The sequence below is a fragment of the Bacteroides sp. An19 genome, assembly GCF_002160215.1.
In the GTDB taxonomy this organism is placed as follows: domain Bacteria; phylum Bacteroidota; class Bacteroidia; order Bacteroidales; family Bacteroidaceae; genus Phocaeicola; species Phocaeicola intestinalis.
The window spans coordinates 1-16867 of record NZ_NFKD01000082.1 but is presented as its reverse complement, the minus strand read 5'-3'; the positions used below and the strand labels follow the sequence as shown (position 1 = coordinate 16867).

At 47.0% G+C, this 16867-nt stretch carries 14 protein-coding genes; 5 read left to right on the top strand and 9 right to left on the bottom strand.

Features of this window, described 5'->3' with window-relative positions:
- Positions 1-157: 157 nt before the first annotated feature.
- From B5F25_RS19115 to B5F25_RS22010, 9 genes are all read right to left on the bottom strand, one after another.
- The gene (locus B5F25_RS19115; RefSeq protein WP_087251495.1) at positions 158-535 is read right to left on the bottom strand and encodes a hypothetical protein; all 378 of its coding nucleotides are present in this window, start codon (positions 533-535) and stop codon (positions 158-160) included.
- A 189-nt stretch (positions 536-724) separates the two neighbouring features.
- Complete coding sequence (locus B5F25_RS19110; protein WP_072541210.1) at positions 725-913, bottom strand: hypothetical protein; 189 nt, start codon at positions 911-913, stop codon at positions 725-727.
- Between the two features lie 64 nt (positions 914-977).
- On the bottom strand, positions 978-2825 hold the full coding sequence (locus B5F25_RS19105; protein ID WP_087251494.1) for a fimbrillin family protein: 1848 nt from the start codon (positions 2823-2825) through the stop codon (positions 978-980).
- 123 nt (positions 2826-2948) lie between these two features.
- On the bottom strand, positions 2949-3842 hold the full coding sequence (locus tag B5F25_RS19100; RefSeq protein WP_241148446.1) for a fimbrillin family protein: 894 nt from the start codon (positions 3840-3842) through the stop codon (positions 2949-2951).
- A 25-nt stretch (positions 3843-3867) separates the two neighbouring features.
- Positions 3868-4719, bottom strand: a complete 852-nt coding sequence (locus B5F25_RS19095) for a hypothetical protein (protein ID WP_241148445.1) — start codon at positions 4717-4719, stop codon at positions 3868-3870.
- 16 nt (positions 4720-4735) lie between these two features.
- Entirely contained in the window at positions 4736-5833 is a 1098-nt protein-coding gene (locus B5F25_RS19090; RefSeq protein ID WP_087213472.1) for a DUF3575 domain-containing protein, read from the bottom strand.
- Positions 5834-5887: 54 nt separating this feature from the next.
- Positions 5888-7027 carry a hypothetical protein gene (locus tag B5F25_RS19085; protein WP_087213475.1) on the bottom strand — a complete coding sequence of 380 codons (1140 nt, stop codon included), beginning with the start codon at positions 7025-7027 and terminating at the stop codon, positions 5888-5890.
- 431 nt (positions 7028-7458) lie between these two features.
- Entirely contained in the window at positions 7459-8598 is a 1140-nt protein-coding gene (locus tag B5F25_RS19080; RefSeq protein ID WP_087251493.1) for a hypothetical protein, read from the bottom strand.
- Positions 8599-8905: 307 nt separating this feature from the next.
- On the bottom strand, positions 8906-9109 hold the full coding sequence (locus tag B5F25_RS22010; protein ID WP_162614455.1) for a hypothetical protein: 204 nt from the start codon (positions 9107-9109) through the stop codon (positions 8906-8908).
- Between the two features lie 314 nt (positions 9110-9423).
- On the opposite strand from B5F25_RS22010, the gene B5F25_RS19070 reads away from it, so the two are divergent.
- From B5F25_RS19070 to B5F25_RS19050, 5 genes are all read left to right on the top strand, one after another.
- Positions 9424-10623, top strand: coding sequence for a hypothetical protein (locus B5F25_RS19070; RefSeq protein ID WP_087251492.1), 1200 nt, complete (start codon positions 9424-9426; stop codon positions 10621-10623).
- Positions 10613-11170: a hypothetical protein gene (locus B5F25_RS19065; protein WP_087212630.1), complete on the top strand. Its 558-nt coding sequence runs from the start codon at positions 10613-10615 to the stop codon at positions 11168-11170. The genes B5F25_RS19070 and B5F25_RS19065 overlap by 11 nt, the downstream gene beginning before the upstream one ends.
- Positions 11154-14804 carry an ATP-binding protein gene (locus B5F25_RS19060; protein ID WP_087251496.1) on the top strand — a complete coding sequence of 1217 codons (3651 nt, stop codon included), beginning with the start codon at positions 11154-11156 and terminating at the stop codon, positions 14802-14804. The genes B5F25_RS19065 and B5F25_RS19060 overlap by 17 nt, the downstream gene beginning before the upstream one ends.
- 9 nt (positions 14805-14813) lie before the next feature.
- Positions 14814-15665, top strand: a complete 852-nt coding sequence (locus B5F25_RS19055) for a hypothetical protein (RefSeq protein WP_087251491.1) — start codon at positions 14814-14816, stop codon at positions 15663-15665.
- Between the two features lie 123 nt (positions 15666-15788).
- Entirely contained in the window at positions 15789-16733 is a 945-nt protein-coding gene (locus B5F25_RS19050) for an IS66 family transposase (RefSeq protein ID WP_241148447.1), read from the top strand.
- Positions 16734-16867: the final 134 nt, after the last annotated feature.

The following is a 16867-nucleotide window of genomic DNA, read 5'->3' as shown; positions in this document are numbered from 1 at the left end:
GCTCACAGGAGTTAAACGCCAATAGTCCTGCTATGGTTTCCATTAGTAAAAGTATTGGCTTCTAACTCCCTTTAACTCCCTGAAATAACTCCTTATTGGTGAAATGCGGACATTCATATTCATTTTTTAGGGGTATGTATTGGATGAATGCGGACATTCATTTTTTATTCAGCAGCTTTTCCTTTTCAGACAGCAACCGGCAGACACTGTCTATACGTTCGCTGCGGTAGGTCGACTTGAACCGGCTGAGCAGAGTGTCCACTTCCAGACGCTTCTCATGGTATGCCGCCATGTCTTCCTCGTTCCAGTCCAGCACGGTTTCACCAATCAGGGATAAGTCAACCACCTTCACATACACTTCGTGTACGTCTTTACGGAAGCATCTTATCTTGTTGCTTGTTGTCTCTATTTCCTGTCGCCTCTGCTGTTCGTTGAGCCAGATATATACAATGCCGAAAATAAGTAATAGTATCAGCACATATCCTGCCGCTATCTTGGTGCGCAGGTGTCTGGTTGCTATTGTTTTCTGTTTCATGCGGTTTACCTCATCTTTTTTATGATTTCTCCTTATGAAAATACAGCCCACTGACCTTACGGCAGCGGGCTGCGATTCTGTATGATGTTACCGGGCACTGATGCTCCCGCCCGGAATGGGAATTTCTGTTTTTTTATTCTCTTATTATCTCTTTTCCAATGAATTGCCGACCTCGAACCGAGGCAGCCTTCATATACTGCCGCCGTCGCCGCTGGCTTCCCGTTCCAGATTAACGAGAGAGACCACCAGCTTGTTGGGGCATTGCTCGCCGGCAGAGCCTATCAGCCCGACCTCGGCCACCCCTTCGGGCTGCCGGTGTGAGCGGGCCAGATATTCATCCAGCCGTGCAACGTAAGTTGTCAGTATCTTGCGTATCATAATGCCCTGTAATTTACTGTTCTATATCTCTGTCGGGCGGAACTTTTTCCCGCCCGACGGTTTACTATTTGTTCAAGGTAGGCAGGCTGTCGCCGGGTTCGTACTGCCACTCTGAGCCCGCTTCCTGCAATGCTTGGTTCATTGATATCATGGCTATAGTCCAGATAACCCTTTTGCCGTCCACCAGCATGGTTCCGCCGGTGCCTGCCTGATTGTAACCGATGCCCTGTGTCTGGCCGTTGCTTCCCCAGTAGCAGGCGGTGATGACAGGGTCATTGAAAGATTTATAGTTCCATCCCGCCACGCCGCCTGTATAGATGGTGCCGGAGCCTGTACCGCTGACAGTCCCATTGGCATGGTAGCAGGCAGTCAGGGTGCTTGAATCGTTGCTTCCCGTTACGCCGCCCACATAGATGGTGCCGCTTCCGCTACCGCTCACGCTGCCCCAGGCATAGCAGGCAATGAGAGTGCTACTGTTGTTGTTGCTTCCCACCACGCCGCCGGCATAATAGGAGCCTGTACCGCTACTTTCAAGGGTCACGTCGCCCGTGGCATAGCAGGCGGTCAGGGTGGCACCAAGATCCGAGGTACCTGCCACACCGCCGGCTATACCCCCGGCATTCACTGTGGCCGAGGAGCTGCGCCCGGTAAGGAAACCGCCATTTTGATAGCCTACTACACCGCCCACAAAGCCGTTCTTGCCGCTGCCGCTGACGCTGCCCGACACCGAGCAGTTTTCAAGGGTTCCCCGGCTATATCCCGCCACGCCGCCGACAACGCTCATTTCGTTATCGCTTTCTATCAGTACGCCCTCCAGCTTCACGTTCATCACCTTGCCGCCGGAGCCGATGTGGCCGAACAGGCCCGCATATTGGTCATTTCCCGTAATCTTCAGCCCCGTGATGGTATGGCCGCCGCCGTCGAAGGTGCCGGTGTATCGGTGGTTATAGTCTATGCCTATCGGCGTCCAGTCGATGCCCTTCAGGTCGATGTCGGCAGTCAGGGTGATGTTGATGTCGAGATTGCCGTTGTTGGCTATGTCTGCCACAGCCTTCAATCCCTCGGCGGAGGTCACGGTGTAGTTGCCCTGTCCGTCATCGGTATATCCCTTGTCCTTGTTCAGCGTGATGTTGTAGAACTTGCCTGCCACGGGGGTGATGCCGGAGGAGAGAGTGCGCTCCTTGCTGTCGTGGTTCGCCATCAGCTTGGTTATCGTGTAGCCGGGCACCACGTTCGCCTCCCAGCAGGTGATGGCGTTGCCGTTTTCGGTGTATTCGCACTTCTTCATCTCTATCCAGCCCTCTTGCGAGCCTTGCACTACCGTGCCCTTTTCATAAGTACACTGTGTGTAGGCATAGAGCTGGAGGCTTTGCACTTCGCCGAGTGCATCGTCCGTGGGCGTCACGCGCACCTTCGCCAGAGCGTGGGTGAAACTCAGGGTGACGGGGGTCTGGTAGTCGCCCGTGCCCGTGGCGCCCAGCAGGTAGGCAAGACCGTCGGTCTGCTGGTCGCTGAGGTCGAGGGTGCCGTCCGTGGCGGGGTACCAGGCGCGGACGGTGTGGCCCTCGTCCCTGTCGCTCCAATACAGGGGTGTTTCGGCTTCGGCAGAGCCGTCGTCCTGCACGGTGTAGGTGCCGACCTCTCCCTCGTCGTCTATCTGTACGGCGAACTTGTCGTCCGCGTCGAACGTGCTGCTTTTGCCGTCCCCGTCCTCGCTGACGCGCGTCGCCGGTGCGCCCCAGGGCTGCGCCTCGCCGCCCTCCACGCCGAGGGTGATGCGGGCTATCTCCAGCGGGTATTGTCCTTCGGGCAGACGGTCGCCGTCCGCCAGTTCGTCCTTCGTGCAGGCAGCCGTGGCAAGGAGCAGTGCGGCTGCGGCGAGAAGTATCTGGATGGAATGTCTTTTCTTCATATCGTGATGTTTTTTATTTGTTTTCGTTTTGTGCTGCCGCCGCCTGCGAAGGCGGCCGTCGCACCATAATATCTATGGGCAGCTCCGGCTTGACGCATGCGCCGGGGCAGCGGTATGTGGGGCTTACAGCGTGATGCTTACATCGTTCGTTTCTCCGGGTTCCCACGGGGTAATCTCCGGTTCTTCCACCGTGATGCCCTTGTTGTTGAGCGTGATGTTATAGGTGTAGGCATAGCCTGCGTCTAACTTAGACGTGGATGGCTTCGGCAACGTGGTTGTGTATTCCACGCCGTTGTACACCACACTCAGGTTAAGGGGCGTTGTAAAATCCAATGTCTGCGGGAAAATGAAGAGTTGCGAGGTGGTGGCGCCGTCGTCAAACCACATGGTAATCGGCGAGGGATAGTCGACAGTCAGGGCGGTTTCACCGGTAGTGGTGTTGAAAGTGCCTACAGTCTTCAGACCATTTAACATGCAGTGTTTAAGAATTTTTTCGCTGAAGTCAACGCCTTCGCCCTCCAAAAAATTGAACTTGACGAGGCTCATGCAGTGCTTGAACGCATGCTCGCCGGTGAAGCTCACCGTCGGGCTGCTGGTGCTGCCCGTGGCTCCCGAGGCGAAAAGGAAGTCTATTTCGGGGCCCTGACCGTATTGATCGGTGTTGACTGACACGATTCCATTCTGCAATTCGCTGTCCTCCCTATACGGGTAGTAGGCGCTGAAGGTCTTCGTTTCGGTGTCATTGAAATAGATGGTTGTACCCTTGGGCCCGAACTGGCCGTTCTCTCTCACGTAGGGCACGTTGGTGATGTCTTCGCTGTTGATGCCGATACAGTCTTTGTCGGTAAAGCCGGTCCCCTCCGAATTGACGCGGGTGGATACGGCCTTATAGATGTCGGCGGTGAACTGTGCGGCTACGGGACCGTCGTTGTTCAAAATCTCATTTTCATTGTTGCAGGCGGCAAGTGACAATGCCAGCACTGCGAGTGCAAAGTGTTTAGTCTTCATTTTATTCATTGTTAATTGTTAATTATTAATTGTCTTACATTTCCGCGCTAACGTCGCCTCCGTCCCCCGTTTCCCATCCGGTAATCTCGCCCTTGCCTTCTTCCATGCCGACGGGCGTTTCCAGTGTTCCGGTCACACGGTAGGCGGTGGTCATGTCGCCGTTAAACTCCTTCATGGCCTCGGTCAGTTCTACCTCCGTATGTTGTGTGCGTCCGCCGTCGGTGAAGACGATGTCCAGCACCAGCGTCTGCACGTCTCCCATCGTACCCAGCAGGCGCAGGTCGGCCGTGAGCTTGCTGCCTTCACGGGTGAAGGCGAAGACCGTGGAGACAGGTTCGCCGACGGTCTGTTCCGCCTCCATGTCGAAGGCGCCGGCTATGCCGCCGAGGGTGGCGGTGACGCTCTGTATCAGCTCGGGGCGGCCTTGCGTTACGGTGAACTCGATGTGCAGGTCGCGCACCCGCTGCTGCGGAACAAGGCTGACACGCAGCGTGTCATCGGCTGTGACGGTAATCTCCCGGCTGACGGACTTCAGATAGCCCGGCAGGGGGATTACGGATGCACCGTCCGCACGGCTCTTGCCATCAGGGGCATTGACCCGTGCCATTCGTCCGTCGAAAGTGAAACCTTCCGCACGGTTATAGATTACCATACTGTGTGTTCCCGGATTGAGCAGGTCGGGATTGGTGAATGGCGAACCTGTAATGTCGGCCACCTTCCCGTCCATGTCGAGTACATAGTTATCGTCTGCCGACAGTCCCGTCAGGCTGATGGTGACAGCTCCCTTGTCGGGATGCGGCGTGTCATAGAGCGTGTCCTTCACGCAGGAAGAGAGCAGCACGGCGGCTGCCATTCCCATCATATTTATATATTGTCTTGCTTTCATATTCGATTCCTCCGAGTTAGAATAACTTCCATACCAATGTCACACCGGCATTGATGGGGCCCCACCAGTCCTTTGTCTCGTTGCCGCGGCATACTCGCACACCGTCAATGACCTCATATTTCTCATAGTCGGCATTCAGGTAGCCCAGACCGAGGTTGAAATCAAGATTCAGTGCCTTGTTCAGCCGCAGCTGGTAGCCTGCGGTGATGCCGCCACCCATCAGGTCGCCCTGCTTACCCGTTTCGGAGAGTTTGTAGTTGAACTGTCCGGCCTTGAACATAGCACCCAGATACCAGGCTTTCTTCTCGCCCATGTAGTAACGCACTTCCGGAGCCACTTCCCAGAGTGCATAGCGGCGGTCCTTGTCGCTCCAGCTCCAAGAAGTCCACGAGCCGTTTACAGCAATGCCCCACGACGGGCAGATGCGCCATTCAAGCCCTAAATCGGGTGTCAGGGTAGCCCAGCGCAGCAGGTTGGCACGCAGGGAGAGATGATAATCAGTTGTGATTTTGGTTTCCGACGGCGTGTCGGCAAATGTGTTTTGCTGAGCGGCTTTCTCTGCCTCTGCCTTTTCAGCGGCAAGTCGGGCTTCTTCCGCTTTGCGTTGCTCCTCGGCAAGACGTTCCTGTTCGGCACGTTTTTCTGCTTCTAATCGTTCGGCTTCCGCTTTGCATCGGGCTTTCGCATCCGTATCCGTTACGGCTGTCTCTTTTACCGGTACCGTCAGGCGCACGGTGACGAAATCACCTTCTGCCGCATGGTTACGGGTGACGAAGCATTCTTCCGTCAGTTCCCGGCGCACGATAAGTTCCGATTTCACTCTATTCGAGCGGATTCTCGCCATGGCGAGATTTTCCGTTTCCGTGGGTTGCGAACAGCAGTATCCGTCCACATGCAGCGGCATCCGGCCTCCGAGTATCTCTGTCTTGTACTTCTCTACACAGGCTTCCAGCCTCGCAAGTTCCCCGTCATTACCGTTCCAGGGTACATAGAACATGTCTTTTCCTGTCTTGAAACGGAAAGTATAGGTCGTGTCCGCCTGTTCCTGTGCCCCGGCGGGAAGCAGGAACAAAGAAAGGAAAACTGTCCAAATCCATTTTTTCAGGCATCTCATATTTTTATTTGGTTTAATTTACTAGTTAAATCTACAATACTGAAGTTCCGTTATTCAGTCTGTGTCCTTCATGTTTACTTTCAAATCTCTTTCAAAATCCAAACGGGCGCGCGACTCGTAACGGAAAAAATTATTATAGTACGTGTTCCAGTATTGCTCCACCAGTTGCAGCCGGTAAAGGCCGGCTGCGGATAAAGAATCGAATTTCCTACAGATCAGGACACGTATGTTCCCATCGAGAAGAATCCTTTTTTGATGTTCTCCCTCAGTGGTAAGCTGGAACTGGTAACGGGTGGAATGGCAGCGGCGGCTGACAACCACGTAATAAGGACGTGAATCGGCAAATATCCCTCTGCCTTTCTGTATCTGACTGCAAATCCTCTTTGCCCGGTCAGTAGTCATTTCGCGGGGACGATACCAGAGATATTCACACCGTTCATGTTCATCTCCCCGGATTGCCGGATGAAAACGGCATACTGTCTTTGTCAGACTGAAAATAATCAACGCCACACCATATACGAGAATACAGACTTCCTTGTTTTGCCATAGGGACCAGAGCAGGGTTACCGAACAGACAGGATAGGCTAAAAGGTACAGGCTTTCCGGATACATTTCCTTCCAACCGATGTCTTCGGTATATTCGTAATCGAAACGCTTCCTGTAAACACGTCTATAATCGTAAACAAGAAAGGTGTATGCCAGCAGATTACAGGAAAGTACCGCAAAACGGTATATGGAAGAATCCAATAGACCGGCAACGTATGGCAACCATAGAAGAGGTATCAGGCATAGAGCCGCTGTAACTTTCCACATGCTGAATCCGGTAAGGCGGTCGGCATATTCAAACGGATCGTTGTATTCCTGACGCATGAACAGGATACAGGATACCTGACAGGCAGGAAGCACAAGTGACATACTGTCGAACCACTGTCCGGGAGTTACCGTTTGGGACAGGTTCTTGTCCAGCAAGGTAAGCAGTGACATTGCTCCCACAAACAGGACAAGGAGGGAAAAGATTATTTGCATTCCGCGTCCGGGATAGTCGTAGCGGAACGGACGTTCCAGGTAGTCCACATCAGGACGCATCCAACGGGGCATCCATGAAGTATTGCTGTAATCGAGCGTAAACGGAAACGCTGCCAGGCCGCCCAGCAACAGGAATATACTTGCTATAATGGTTATTTCGGTATTCATACGACTTTTGTTTTAATGGGTTAAACGGGGCATACGAATACGGAAAAGGGCGGAAAGCTCCCGTAAAAAGGAGTTTCCACCCTTGCATGTATTGATGATAATAAGTATATTAACGCGCGAAGATACGCCGGTTGCAATGTGTGTGTGTGTGTGTGTGTGTGTGTGTGTGTGTGTGTGTTTACACAAATCTCACACATATCCAAATTTACAAGACACTTTTTTGAATACAGGTATATGCACGATGCAGCGGACAACGGAATGTTGCCTGAACAGATTGCCATATTTCCTGAAATGTGCTGTAAATCAAAATACATTGTCATTCAATTATTAAATTCCGTTTGCAAAGTTAGCGGATTTTACGGAAAGTGAGAGGACAATCTTAGAAAATTTGAAGGACAATTCAAGGAAAAATGCTCATAATGAGGGACAATTCAGGGAATTTCCTTAAATTGTCCTTCTGTATTCTTGTCCTGCATCCCGGATTTCAGGTTTCGGCTGTAAGTCCTTACATTGGAAAAACCGCAATGTGTAGCAATTTCTTCACGGCTTGCCGAAGGGTGTTCTTCCCGGTATCGGACAGCGGCCTCAATCCTGAGCCGGTTCAGTTCCTTATAAAAGGAACCGAAACGTTCTTTCATGACAATGGATACATATTTCCGGTTGCTCTTTACCGCATCTGCCAGTTCGCCGATTTTCAGGTTCGGATTCAGGTAAAGCCTGTCCTCGGTCAATGCTGCCCGTATTTTCGCTTCCAGTTCATCCTTGGCATCAACAGACAGCAGGCTGCTGCCGCTTCCCCGGTCGGACAGTACCGTTTCTATTTTTTCCGCTATGAGTTCTTCCGCTTCTTCCACCACTTCCCTGTATTCTTTCCGTTGCGGATGCAATATCCGTATCAAAAGTACGATGTGCATGACAGAAATGAGCAGCTGGAACCACATGTTGTAATCATGGTCGCCGGTGATAAACAGCCACCATGCGGCTCCCAGATACAGCACCGGCATGAATACGACAAAACCGGCAAAACGTACCGGAAAATCTTCACTGTTGGAATATTCTTCCTGCATGTGTAGGCGAATCTGGCGCAACAGCCAGCTTGTGGTATGCAACAGCATGGCTGTAAGCAGCAGGGAATATCCTCCGATAAGGAGAAGAAGCATATCACGATGGCGGTAGAGGGTATCTCCACCAATCCAGCCGTATATCCAACAGACCAGTATAATGACAAGAGGAATGATACCGGACAATACGAATATCAGTCTGCGGTGTCTTGTCTTGCTGAAGAAAAACCGGCGGAACGACAACACGCCCGCACCGGGCAACAGCAGCATAAGAAAAACACGCATAAAGAAGTATGCGTCCGGGCTGTCCATGCGGAAAAGCCATACCACAGGCAAGGCAAAACAGGCATAGATAATTGTGATGAGCTTGCGGGCCGGATAAAAATAGGTTTCTTCCTCGTCAAACGGACGGCACATGTGGAAATAACGCACCAACGCACAAAACAGTGACGTAACGACCAGTACCAGGCAGGATGCCGCATAATAGATTTCAGGACCTTGTATTATCATATCGGATTTCTAAAAATTTTGCGAATTTACAAAAATCCGTTCGTATTAGGCCTCTAATCAGAGCTTTTTATCATCTAACCCCCTTATTTTTCATATGTATGTCAAAGAACAATGGATTATTTCTTTATTTTTATGGCTTTTACTAAATGCAGTTCCTTTATCCCGAGTTTACGAAGTTCGGGCGAATGCACATAAATGACACCGACCTCATAAGTGTCGGGCTTCACATGAAAACTGTAAAGCAGATAACCGGTATATGGTTTGGCAAGCAGGCACGCATGGTAATGATACTTTCCGTCACATTCACTTAAGAATGTATTTCTTTACAATTGCAACAAATAATCTCAGAAGCTGTTTTGAATTTCTCCAAAAAGTTTTTCTTGGCTTGATGTGTTCGTTTTCGTGTGTGCTTTGGGCGATTTTTTGGTCCTTTCCGCTTCTGTTCTTCGTCAGATAGCCCGCTATCTTCCTCATCACAGAAACAAAAAATGCCTCGAAAACTCATCCCCAATCATCGCACGATAAATTCAGAACAGTTTCTTATTTGTAACTTATAATGTGTCGGTATGGAATCCCAACTTGAGGAGTAAAACCGCTATGTGTACGTAGGATACAAGGTTTTATGATATGGCAATTCTTGGTCACAACGATGTAAGATTTTACTCAATAATGATTTTGTAGTGCATAAATAGTACATATATTGTGCAACAGACATTGTTATTTGAATGAAAAATAGTAATATTGCATTTGAATAACAATATAGGGAATGAAAAACATCATTCTAAATCAACGCAAGGAACGTGATGGACTGGTCGTTTTGAATATATGGATGTCCTGACGCATTTTAGAAGTATAGAAGAACTGACGAAAACGCTTTCACGTGAGCAAAGATTGCTAAGTGAGATGTTTGGGAAGCGGAAGCTTATGAAGTTTCCGTTGGGTCTTGCCATTGACCTTGTCGGAGGAAATGAACAAAGATTGAGAAAGCTGATTGATTATGGTGTGCTGGTGGAATCCGGAAATGCGGTTGAGATTGAGAGCGACTATCTGAACTTCTTTGAGGAAGTGCTGAATGTCAATGAGGAAATTAGCGTATTAAGCGTACAGGAATGCATCAACACCCTGAAAGAGAATATCGGTTATTTCTTGCAAGAGACTAATCCCAACCGCAAAGCCGGATATCAGGATAGTGTGCGGCAACTTTTAAAGAAGACCGGATTCAGGACCCTGAAGAATGTGGTGGATTTGAAGCGTAATATGGACAATGCCTATAAGCAAGAACCCAATTATGTCATCAAAAAGAAGAAACTGGAGAATCTGGATGAAAAGAGCCATAGCATTCGTGCCATGATACGTGAATGTGAAAAACTGATGGATAATGAACACGCCTTTTTCATCATGGCCAATGATCCGCACATGGCAAAGACCTGTAGCGATGTGAAACATGATTTTGTAGAAGCCTATCATGCGCTAATGGAAATTGACAGACAGATTATTTCCTATATCAATCAGATAGACCTGCAAAATCAACTTTACAAAAAGATACGGAAGTTGAAGTTCCTGCAAGATCAGTTGCTTATCAAGACCGATACGAACCTTGTAAAAGTTCTGGAAGAAAGGAATCCTCTTTGGATGGAATCCCGCCAATATAATAAGATTCGCCTGTCTTTAGAAATGCTAAGGGAAAACGATCAGGTAGTAAAGTTGCTGAGACGAATTGCTGAACGGAATGGGGTACAGAAAACAGCCAGAACGGAAGCCGGGCCTCTGGCAGAGGAAGACTTGCAAGAACATATCCGGCAACTGAAGGAGGTGGATTCTGCCGAAGTCTGGAATGCATTTTTAGCATCAAGTTATAATCTGTTCGAGTTCATTCTGAGGTATGACTATAAAGTAAAACGTAGCATAGAAGAACATGCCACTCTCTTCTGTCAGTTGGTTATCTTGCATCCTGATGAATGCCGGATAACAGGCGAATATGCAATTTATCAAGACATTGAATATCCTATAATTTATGCGAAATAATACTCAAAGAATATACGAGCGGTTAAGCCGGGGAGAGTTTCTTTCGGTAGACAGTGCAGATGCCTCTGTCCGTCATCTGTATGAGGATATCGAGGAAAATCTGGAAGATTATACAGAATACTTCAAGGAAATCGGTCTGCAACTGGAATCTGGTAATGGTTACTTCTATTTTTCAAGAATAGGAGAGGGTAAACAGACGATAGAGCAGAAATTGGACAGCTTTTCAAAATGGCTTGACTATCTGGATTTTCTGAAATGCTATAATCAGTCATTTGCTGCAGGATATCAGTTCCGCAAAAGTCATTTGACAGAACAGATCAGTCTGGATATCGAACTGAAGGAAAAGGCAAACCGTTTGTTCAAGAAATACGGTGTGGGGTCTAATGTTGAAATAGTAAACAAACTGCTTCAGGAAATGCAGAACATGGGCTTTGCAGAGTGTATCAGCGAACTTGATGAGACCTTTAAGGTTACTTCGGCATTCCGCTATGTCGAAGAATTGGTTGAAATAATTCAAATTGCAAATGAAGATGAAATACCTGAATAAGATTATTTTTATCAATAGTGCTAATATTCCGTATGCAGAGATATCTGTAGACGGGAATGTGCATTTCACAGGGACTCAGGGTGTCGGTAAAAGTACGGTATTGAGGGCACTGCTGTTTTTCTACAATGCGGATAAACAGCATTTGGGTATTCAACAGGGACAGAAATCGTTTGATGAATTTTATTTCCGCCAGTCAAATTCTTACATACTTTACGAGGTAGTCTGTGATAACAGTGCATATACTATACTTGTCGGCAGATATCAGGGACGCGCTTCATGGCGGTTTATTGATGCGCCTTATCAGCGTGAATGGCTAATAGACGATGGCAAGCAGGTATTGAGTGACTGGGTGAAGATTCGCGAACGTATAGGCAAGAATGTAGCCGTTTCTGCAAGAATAGAGTCTGGCGTGATGTTTAAGGATATAATCTTCGGCAACACTCATGACCATAAATATGCACGTTATGCATTGGTGCAGAGTTCGCATTATCAGAATATCCCACGAAGCATTCAGAATGTCTTTCTGAATACGAAACTTGACGCGGATTTTGTAAAGAATACGATTATACAATCCATGACTGATGAGGATTTGCCAATTGATTTGCAGACTTACAGACGACTTGTTACAGATTTTGAGCGAGAGTATGACGAGATAGACTGTTGGTTCCGCCAAACACGTGATGGGAGTTATCCGGTGCGTCAGCAGGCATTGAAAATAGCTGAGCAGGGGCGTACAATTGTAGCGCTAGACCAGCAGTTGTCTGACGTATGGCACATGCTCAATCATGCTGTAGCTTATAGTGAAAAGCATATACCTCTTTTGGAAATCGAAGCCGCAGAAGTTGAAGCGGACATAGAGAAAGAGCATAACCGTGAAAAAGAACTTACGGCAGAATATGATAAAGAAAAAGACGCACTCAATCAGGACCTTGGTGCCCAAAAAGGTAAACTGAAGGAAATAGCACAGGCAAGAAAGGATTTCGATGCCATTGGTATTGATGATAAACTCGCTCTTGCCGGTCGTGAGTCCGCTATCAGGCAGGAGGCTGCTGATAAACAAACGCTATTGGATGATTTATTGAAAACTCATGCATCGATAGAAGAAAAGTATAACATTGCAAGGGGTAAACTGGAAAATGCACGTCAGGCATTCGAGAACGTTCAGAAAGAGGCGTATTATCAGAAGCAGGACGAACTTCAGATAAAGCGTAAGAGCTTGGAAGAAGAACGTACCAGAAACAGGAATCAGGTTATGGAGACTTTCAACAGCTGGCGACACGACTCTGACGAACGTCTGCAAATGTTGTTGACTGAACAGAACAGGGCTGAAAGTGCATTGAAGGAACTCCGTCAGTGGCATCCTATGGCTAATGAAATAAAGCAAGTAGATGAGGAACTGCAACAATTGAATTTTACGGAGAAAGAGAATGCGGCTCAACAGACAGTGGTAAAAAGTCAGATTGCCCGGATTACTGCCGAGTATGAGATGAAAGAAACGGAGATAAAACAAGCCTCTCAGCGTGAGCGGGAACGTCTTGACGTTGACCGCATGCAAATGCGTGAACAAATTGCGAAGATTAATGATTTATTGGCTCGTTTAGACGGTTCTTTTTACAAGTGGCTTTGTGAAAACGCTGAAGGCTGGGAGAACACGATAGGCAAAGTCGTTGACGAAGAGAGGATACTATATGCTCAGGGGCTTGACCCTCAGTTGGATACCGTGGCTAATGGTATGTTTGGCGTAAAGTTAAACCTGGATAATATAGCCTCTGTTCATCGTACGCCTGATGAATATAGATTGGAGAAGAATAACTTGGAAGAGCAGGTACGGCAGATTAACCATCAGCTTACGCAATTGCCTGTTACTCTTCAGGAAGAGATAGCTAAACTTGGCAAGAAATATGCCGCACAGGTCAATCCGCTTCGTCAGAAAATGACATCGTTGAAGGTGGAAGAAGAACAGGTGCCAGCCAAGCGTCAGGACCTGCAAAACCGTAGGCATAAGCTGGGGATGGAAGAACAGGAGCAGATTGCCCGAGAAAAAGACGTTCGTGAACATTCCTTTAATGAAGCAGTACTGCATGTGAATTCGGAGAAGGAGGCGCGCAATAAGTATGAATTGAAGTATAAAAAGGACCTTAAGGAGCTCGATTCATCGTTTAACAAAGCAGCCAAAGCACTTAATGAGGAATTGCGTATTTTCAAGGAATCGCAAGATGCTATAGCGGTCGAGCGTAATCAGGAATTTGCCGCACAAGAGAAACAACTCAATGAACAGCAGAATGCTGAGCTTGCAGGCAAAGGCGTTGACACAAACTTGCTCGAGCAATACCGTAGGGCTTTAGATGGTTTAAAGGCTCTGTTGATGAGGATTGATGAAGAACGTTCAATAGTTATCAGATATCGCGACACAGAGCAAAATCTTTTTGCCAAGGAGCCGGAAATTAGAAAGACAATTAAGGCTATTGAGCAACGGCTTGCCATGATGCGTCAGCGTTATGAAGATAAACGAATACGCATCGGGAAAAAATGTAAAGAAATGGAAGAACGTCAGAATAAGGTTCTTGGTGAACTGACGCATAGGAGAGAAGGCTTGACGCTTTATCATCAGATGGTAGAAAATGAACATCTCGTACCTGATGCTTTTCTCTCTGATGACAAGATGAAGAAGACCGAGCAGGATTGTCAGCAACTTTTAAGTCAACTTCGAGGCACAGTCAATCAGAAGCGTGAATCGATAGACAGGCTTAAATCTATAGTTGTCAGTTTTAATCGTAATTTCAAGCCCCAAAATGCTTTCCATTTCAATACAATGCCTGTAACAGACAATGACTATTTGGAGATTGCAGCGGATTTGCAGGACTTTATGGACAATAATAAAATCGAGGAGTTCCGCAGACGTACAAGCGAGCATTATAAAGATATTTTGGGACGTATCTCGGCGGAAATCGGTTCACTGATGAAACGCAGGTCGGATGTGGATGGGGTGATACAGGATATAAACCGTGATTTTATAGAAAAGAATTTTGCAGGAGTAATCAAGAGTATTGAACTCAGGGCAGATGAGTCATCTGACAAACTCATGAAACTGCTTATATCCATTCACGATTATGCGATAGAGAATGCTTTTTCTATCGGCGAACTGAATCTTTTTTCAAATAATAATCGGGATGAAGTGAACCGTAAGGTCGTAGATTATTTGAAGAGCCTGTCTCATCAGTTGCAGAACGAACCGAATCGTCCGACTGTATCTTTGGGGGACGCTTTCCGTTTACAGTTCCGTGTGAAAGAGAACGACAATGACACCGGCTGGGTTGAACGTATTAATAATGTAGGATCGGATGGTACGGATATTCTTGTGAAAGCAATGGTTAATATCATGCTCATCAATGTGTTTAAGAAAAAGGCTGCCAAAAAAAGTGGTGATTTTATCGTACACTGCATGATGGATGAGATAGGTCGCTTGCATCCTACCAATATAAAAGGCATTCTGCAGTTTGCCAATTCACGCAATATCTATCTTATCAACAGTTCACCTACATCGTATAATCCATACGACTACCGCTATACATACCTGTTAAGTAAGCATGGAGTAAGGACAAGGGTAGAGAAATTGTTGAAACGAATAAATTAATCGGATAATATGGCACTAAGTGCGTCTATACAAGCATTGTTAGCCGGTGAACTGGTTGCCGGGTCGAGGCTGAACAGTAAGTTGCTTGATGAGCTGTTGGCAGAAGGTCTGCTGTTGGTTGTATCACGTGGCTCAAGAAAATCATATCGTGCCCGTGATGCTGAGGCGCTGAAAAGATTTCTTGTAGATAAGGATGAGCGTTATCGCCTTCTTGGAGTAAATGCTTCAGATTCCCGTGCCACAATGGCTGCGGAGACAGGAAACTCCAAACTCGTCATGATCCGTTCCTGTCCGGGATTTCCTGTAAACAGTTATGAACCTATTGAGTGTTTTCTTGACGAAAATCCATTTGTGGTAAATCCGCAGGAAGGAAGCTTCCTTTTTGTCTCGGACTGGGAGAAATTTACAATTCCGGAAGATACAGTGGTGATTGGTGTGGAAAATATGGAAAACTTCAGGATGATTCGTAAGCAACGGACATTCTTTGAAAAATACCTTCATAATCATGACTTTTCTGATAAAGTACTTTTCGTATCCAGATATCCACAATCGACCGATCTTAGAAAATGGCTGTGTTCCATTCCCAATCATTATCTTCACTTCGGTGACTTTGATTTGGCAGGAATAAACATATTTCTCTATGAGTTTCAGCAATATTTGGGCAAAGAACGTTCTTCCTACTTAATTCCGGATGATATAGAATCCCGTCTGAAGTCCGGTTCCCGGAAAAGATATGATGAACAGTATTACCGTTTCAAAGACATTAAGTCGGATGTGTGCGAATTACAACAGTTGATAGATTTAATTCATCATGAACGAAAAGCTTATGATCAAGAGGGTTACATATGTTGTAATCCGTAGAAACGGATAAGAATTGAAAGTTATAAAAATACAGTTCAGTAAGGATAGTCTTGCTGAGCTGTATTTTTGTCTAAAACTTGCAGCAGTTATTTAGGACTAGTCATTCTTTTATATCTCTTTTGAATTACAAAAAAAGACTCACCCAGAGCGCGCTGTTCTTATGGGAAGCGGGGTGAGTATGTAGTTGCCCTCAAGCGGGAGGTCTTCTCCTGTGACTATGTACAGGCGGATGAAACCACAGTTCCAGTCATCAACAGGGAAAAGCACAAGGCTGACAAGGAATATCTATGGATGGTAAGGTCAGTCATGGAAAAACTGGTCATTTTCTATTATGATGATGGATCCCGGGCAGGAGCGGTCATCGAATCTCTGGCAAATCAATATACATATAGAGGATATCTTCAATGCGATGGTTTTGTAGGTTATGAGACAGCCTTCAAGACCAATCCCGACGTGCGGTTACTCAACTGCCTGGCGCATATCCGTCGACATTTTGAACTGGCCCTTGATGAAAATAGGGAGATGGCAGGATATGGACTGACACAGATACAGTATATATACAAGATTGAGCACTACTGCGACAAAGCAGGCTTGTCGTATGAAGAACGAAAGGCGAAACGCCTGGAACTGGCCAAACCAGTTATGGAAGCCATGAAGATGTGGATGGAAACGGAAGGTATCAAGTACAGCCAAAATTCTCTGGCTGGGAAAGCTATCACATATGCCTATTCACGATGGGACAACATGATGACATGTTTGGAGGACGGACGCCTGCTTTGGGATAATAATCTGGCTGAAAATGTCATACGTCCGATTACTTTGGGAAGAAAGAATTATCTCTTCTGTGGCAATCACGAAGCAGCAGTTAATATGTCTGTTATCTGTTCCCTATTGGCTACTTGTAAGGCACACGATGTAAACCCAAGGAATTACCTGAATGATGTAATCGCCCAAATGCCTTATCACAAGAATGCAACTCATGAGAAACTTTTGGATCTGCTTCGTAAGCATTCTAAGAAATACACATTGCATGCCCTATGGTTTGATTGTAATTTTGCCCCCGCATAACAATCAAACCGAATAGCAATGAACAGAACTGAATTTGAAGAATTAGAAATGCAGGTGCAACAAAGCGGCCTGTCATTGAAGTCGTACCTACGACAGATAGGAGTGAGTTATTCCACCTATCACTATTGGCAAAA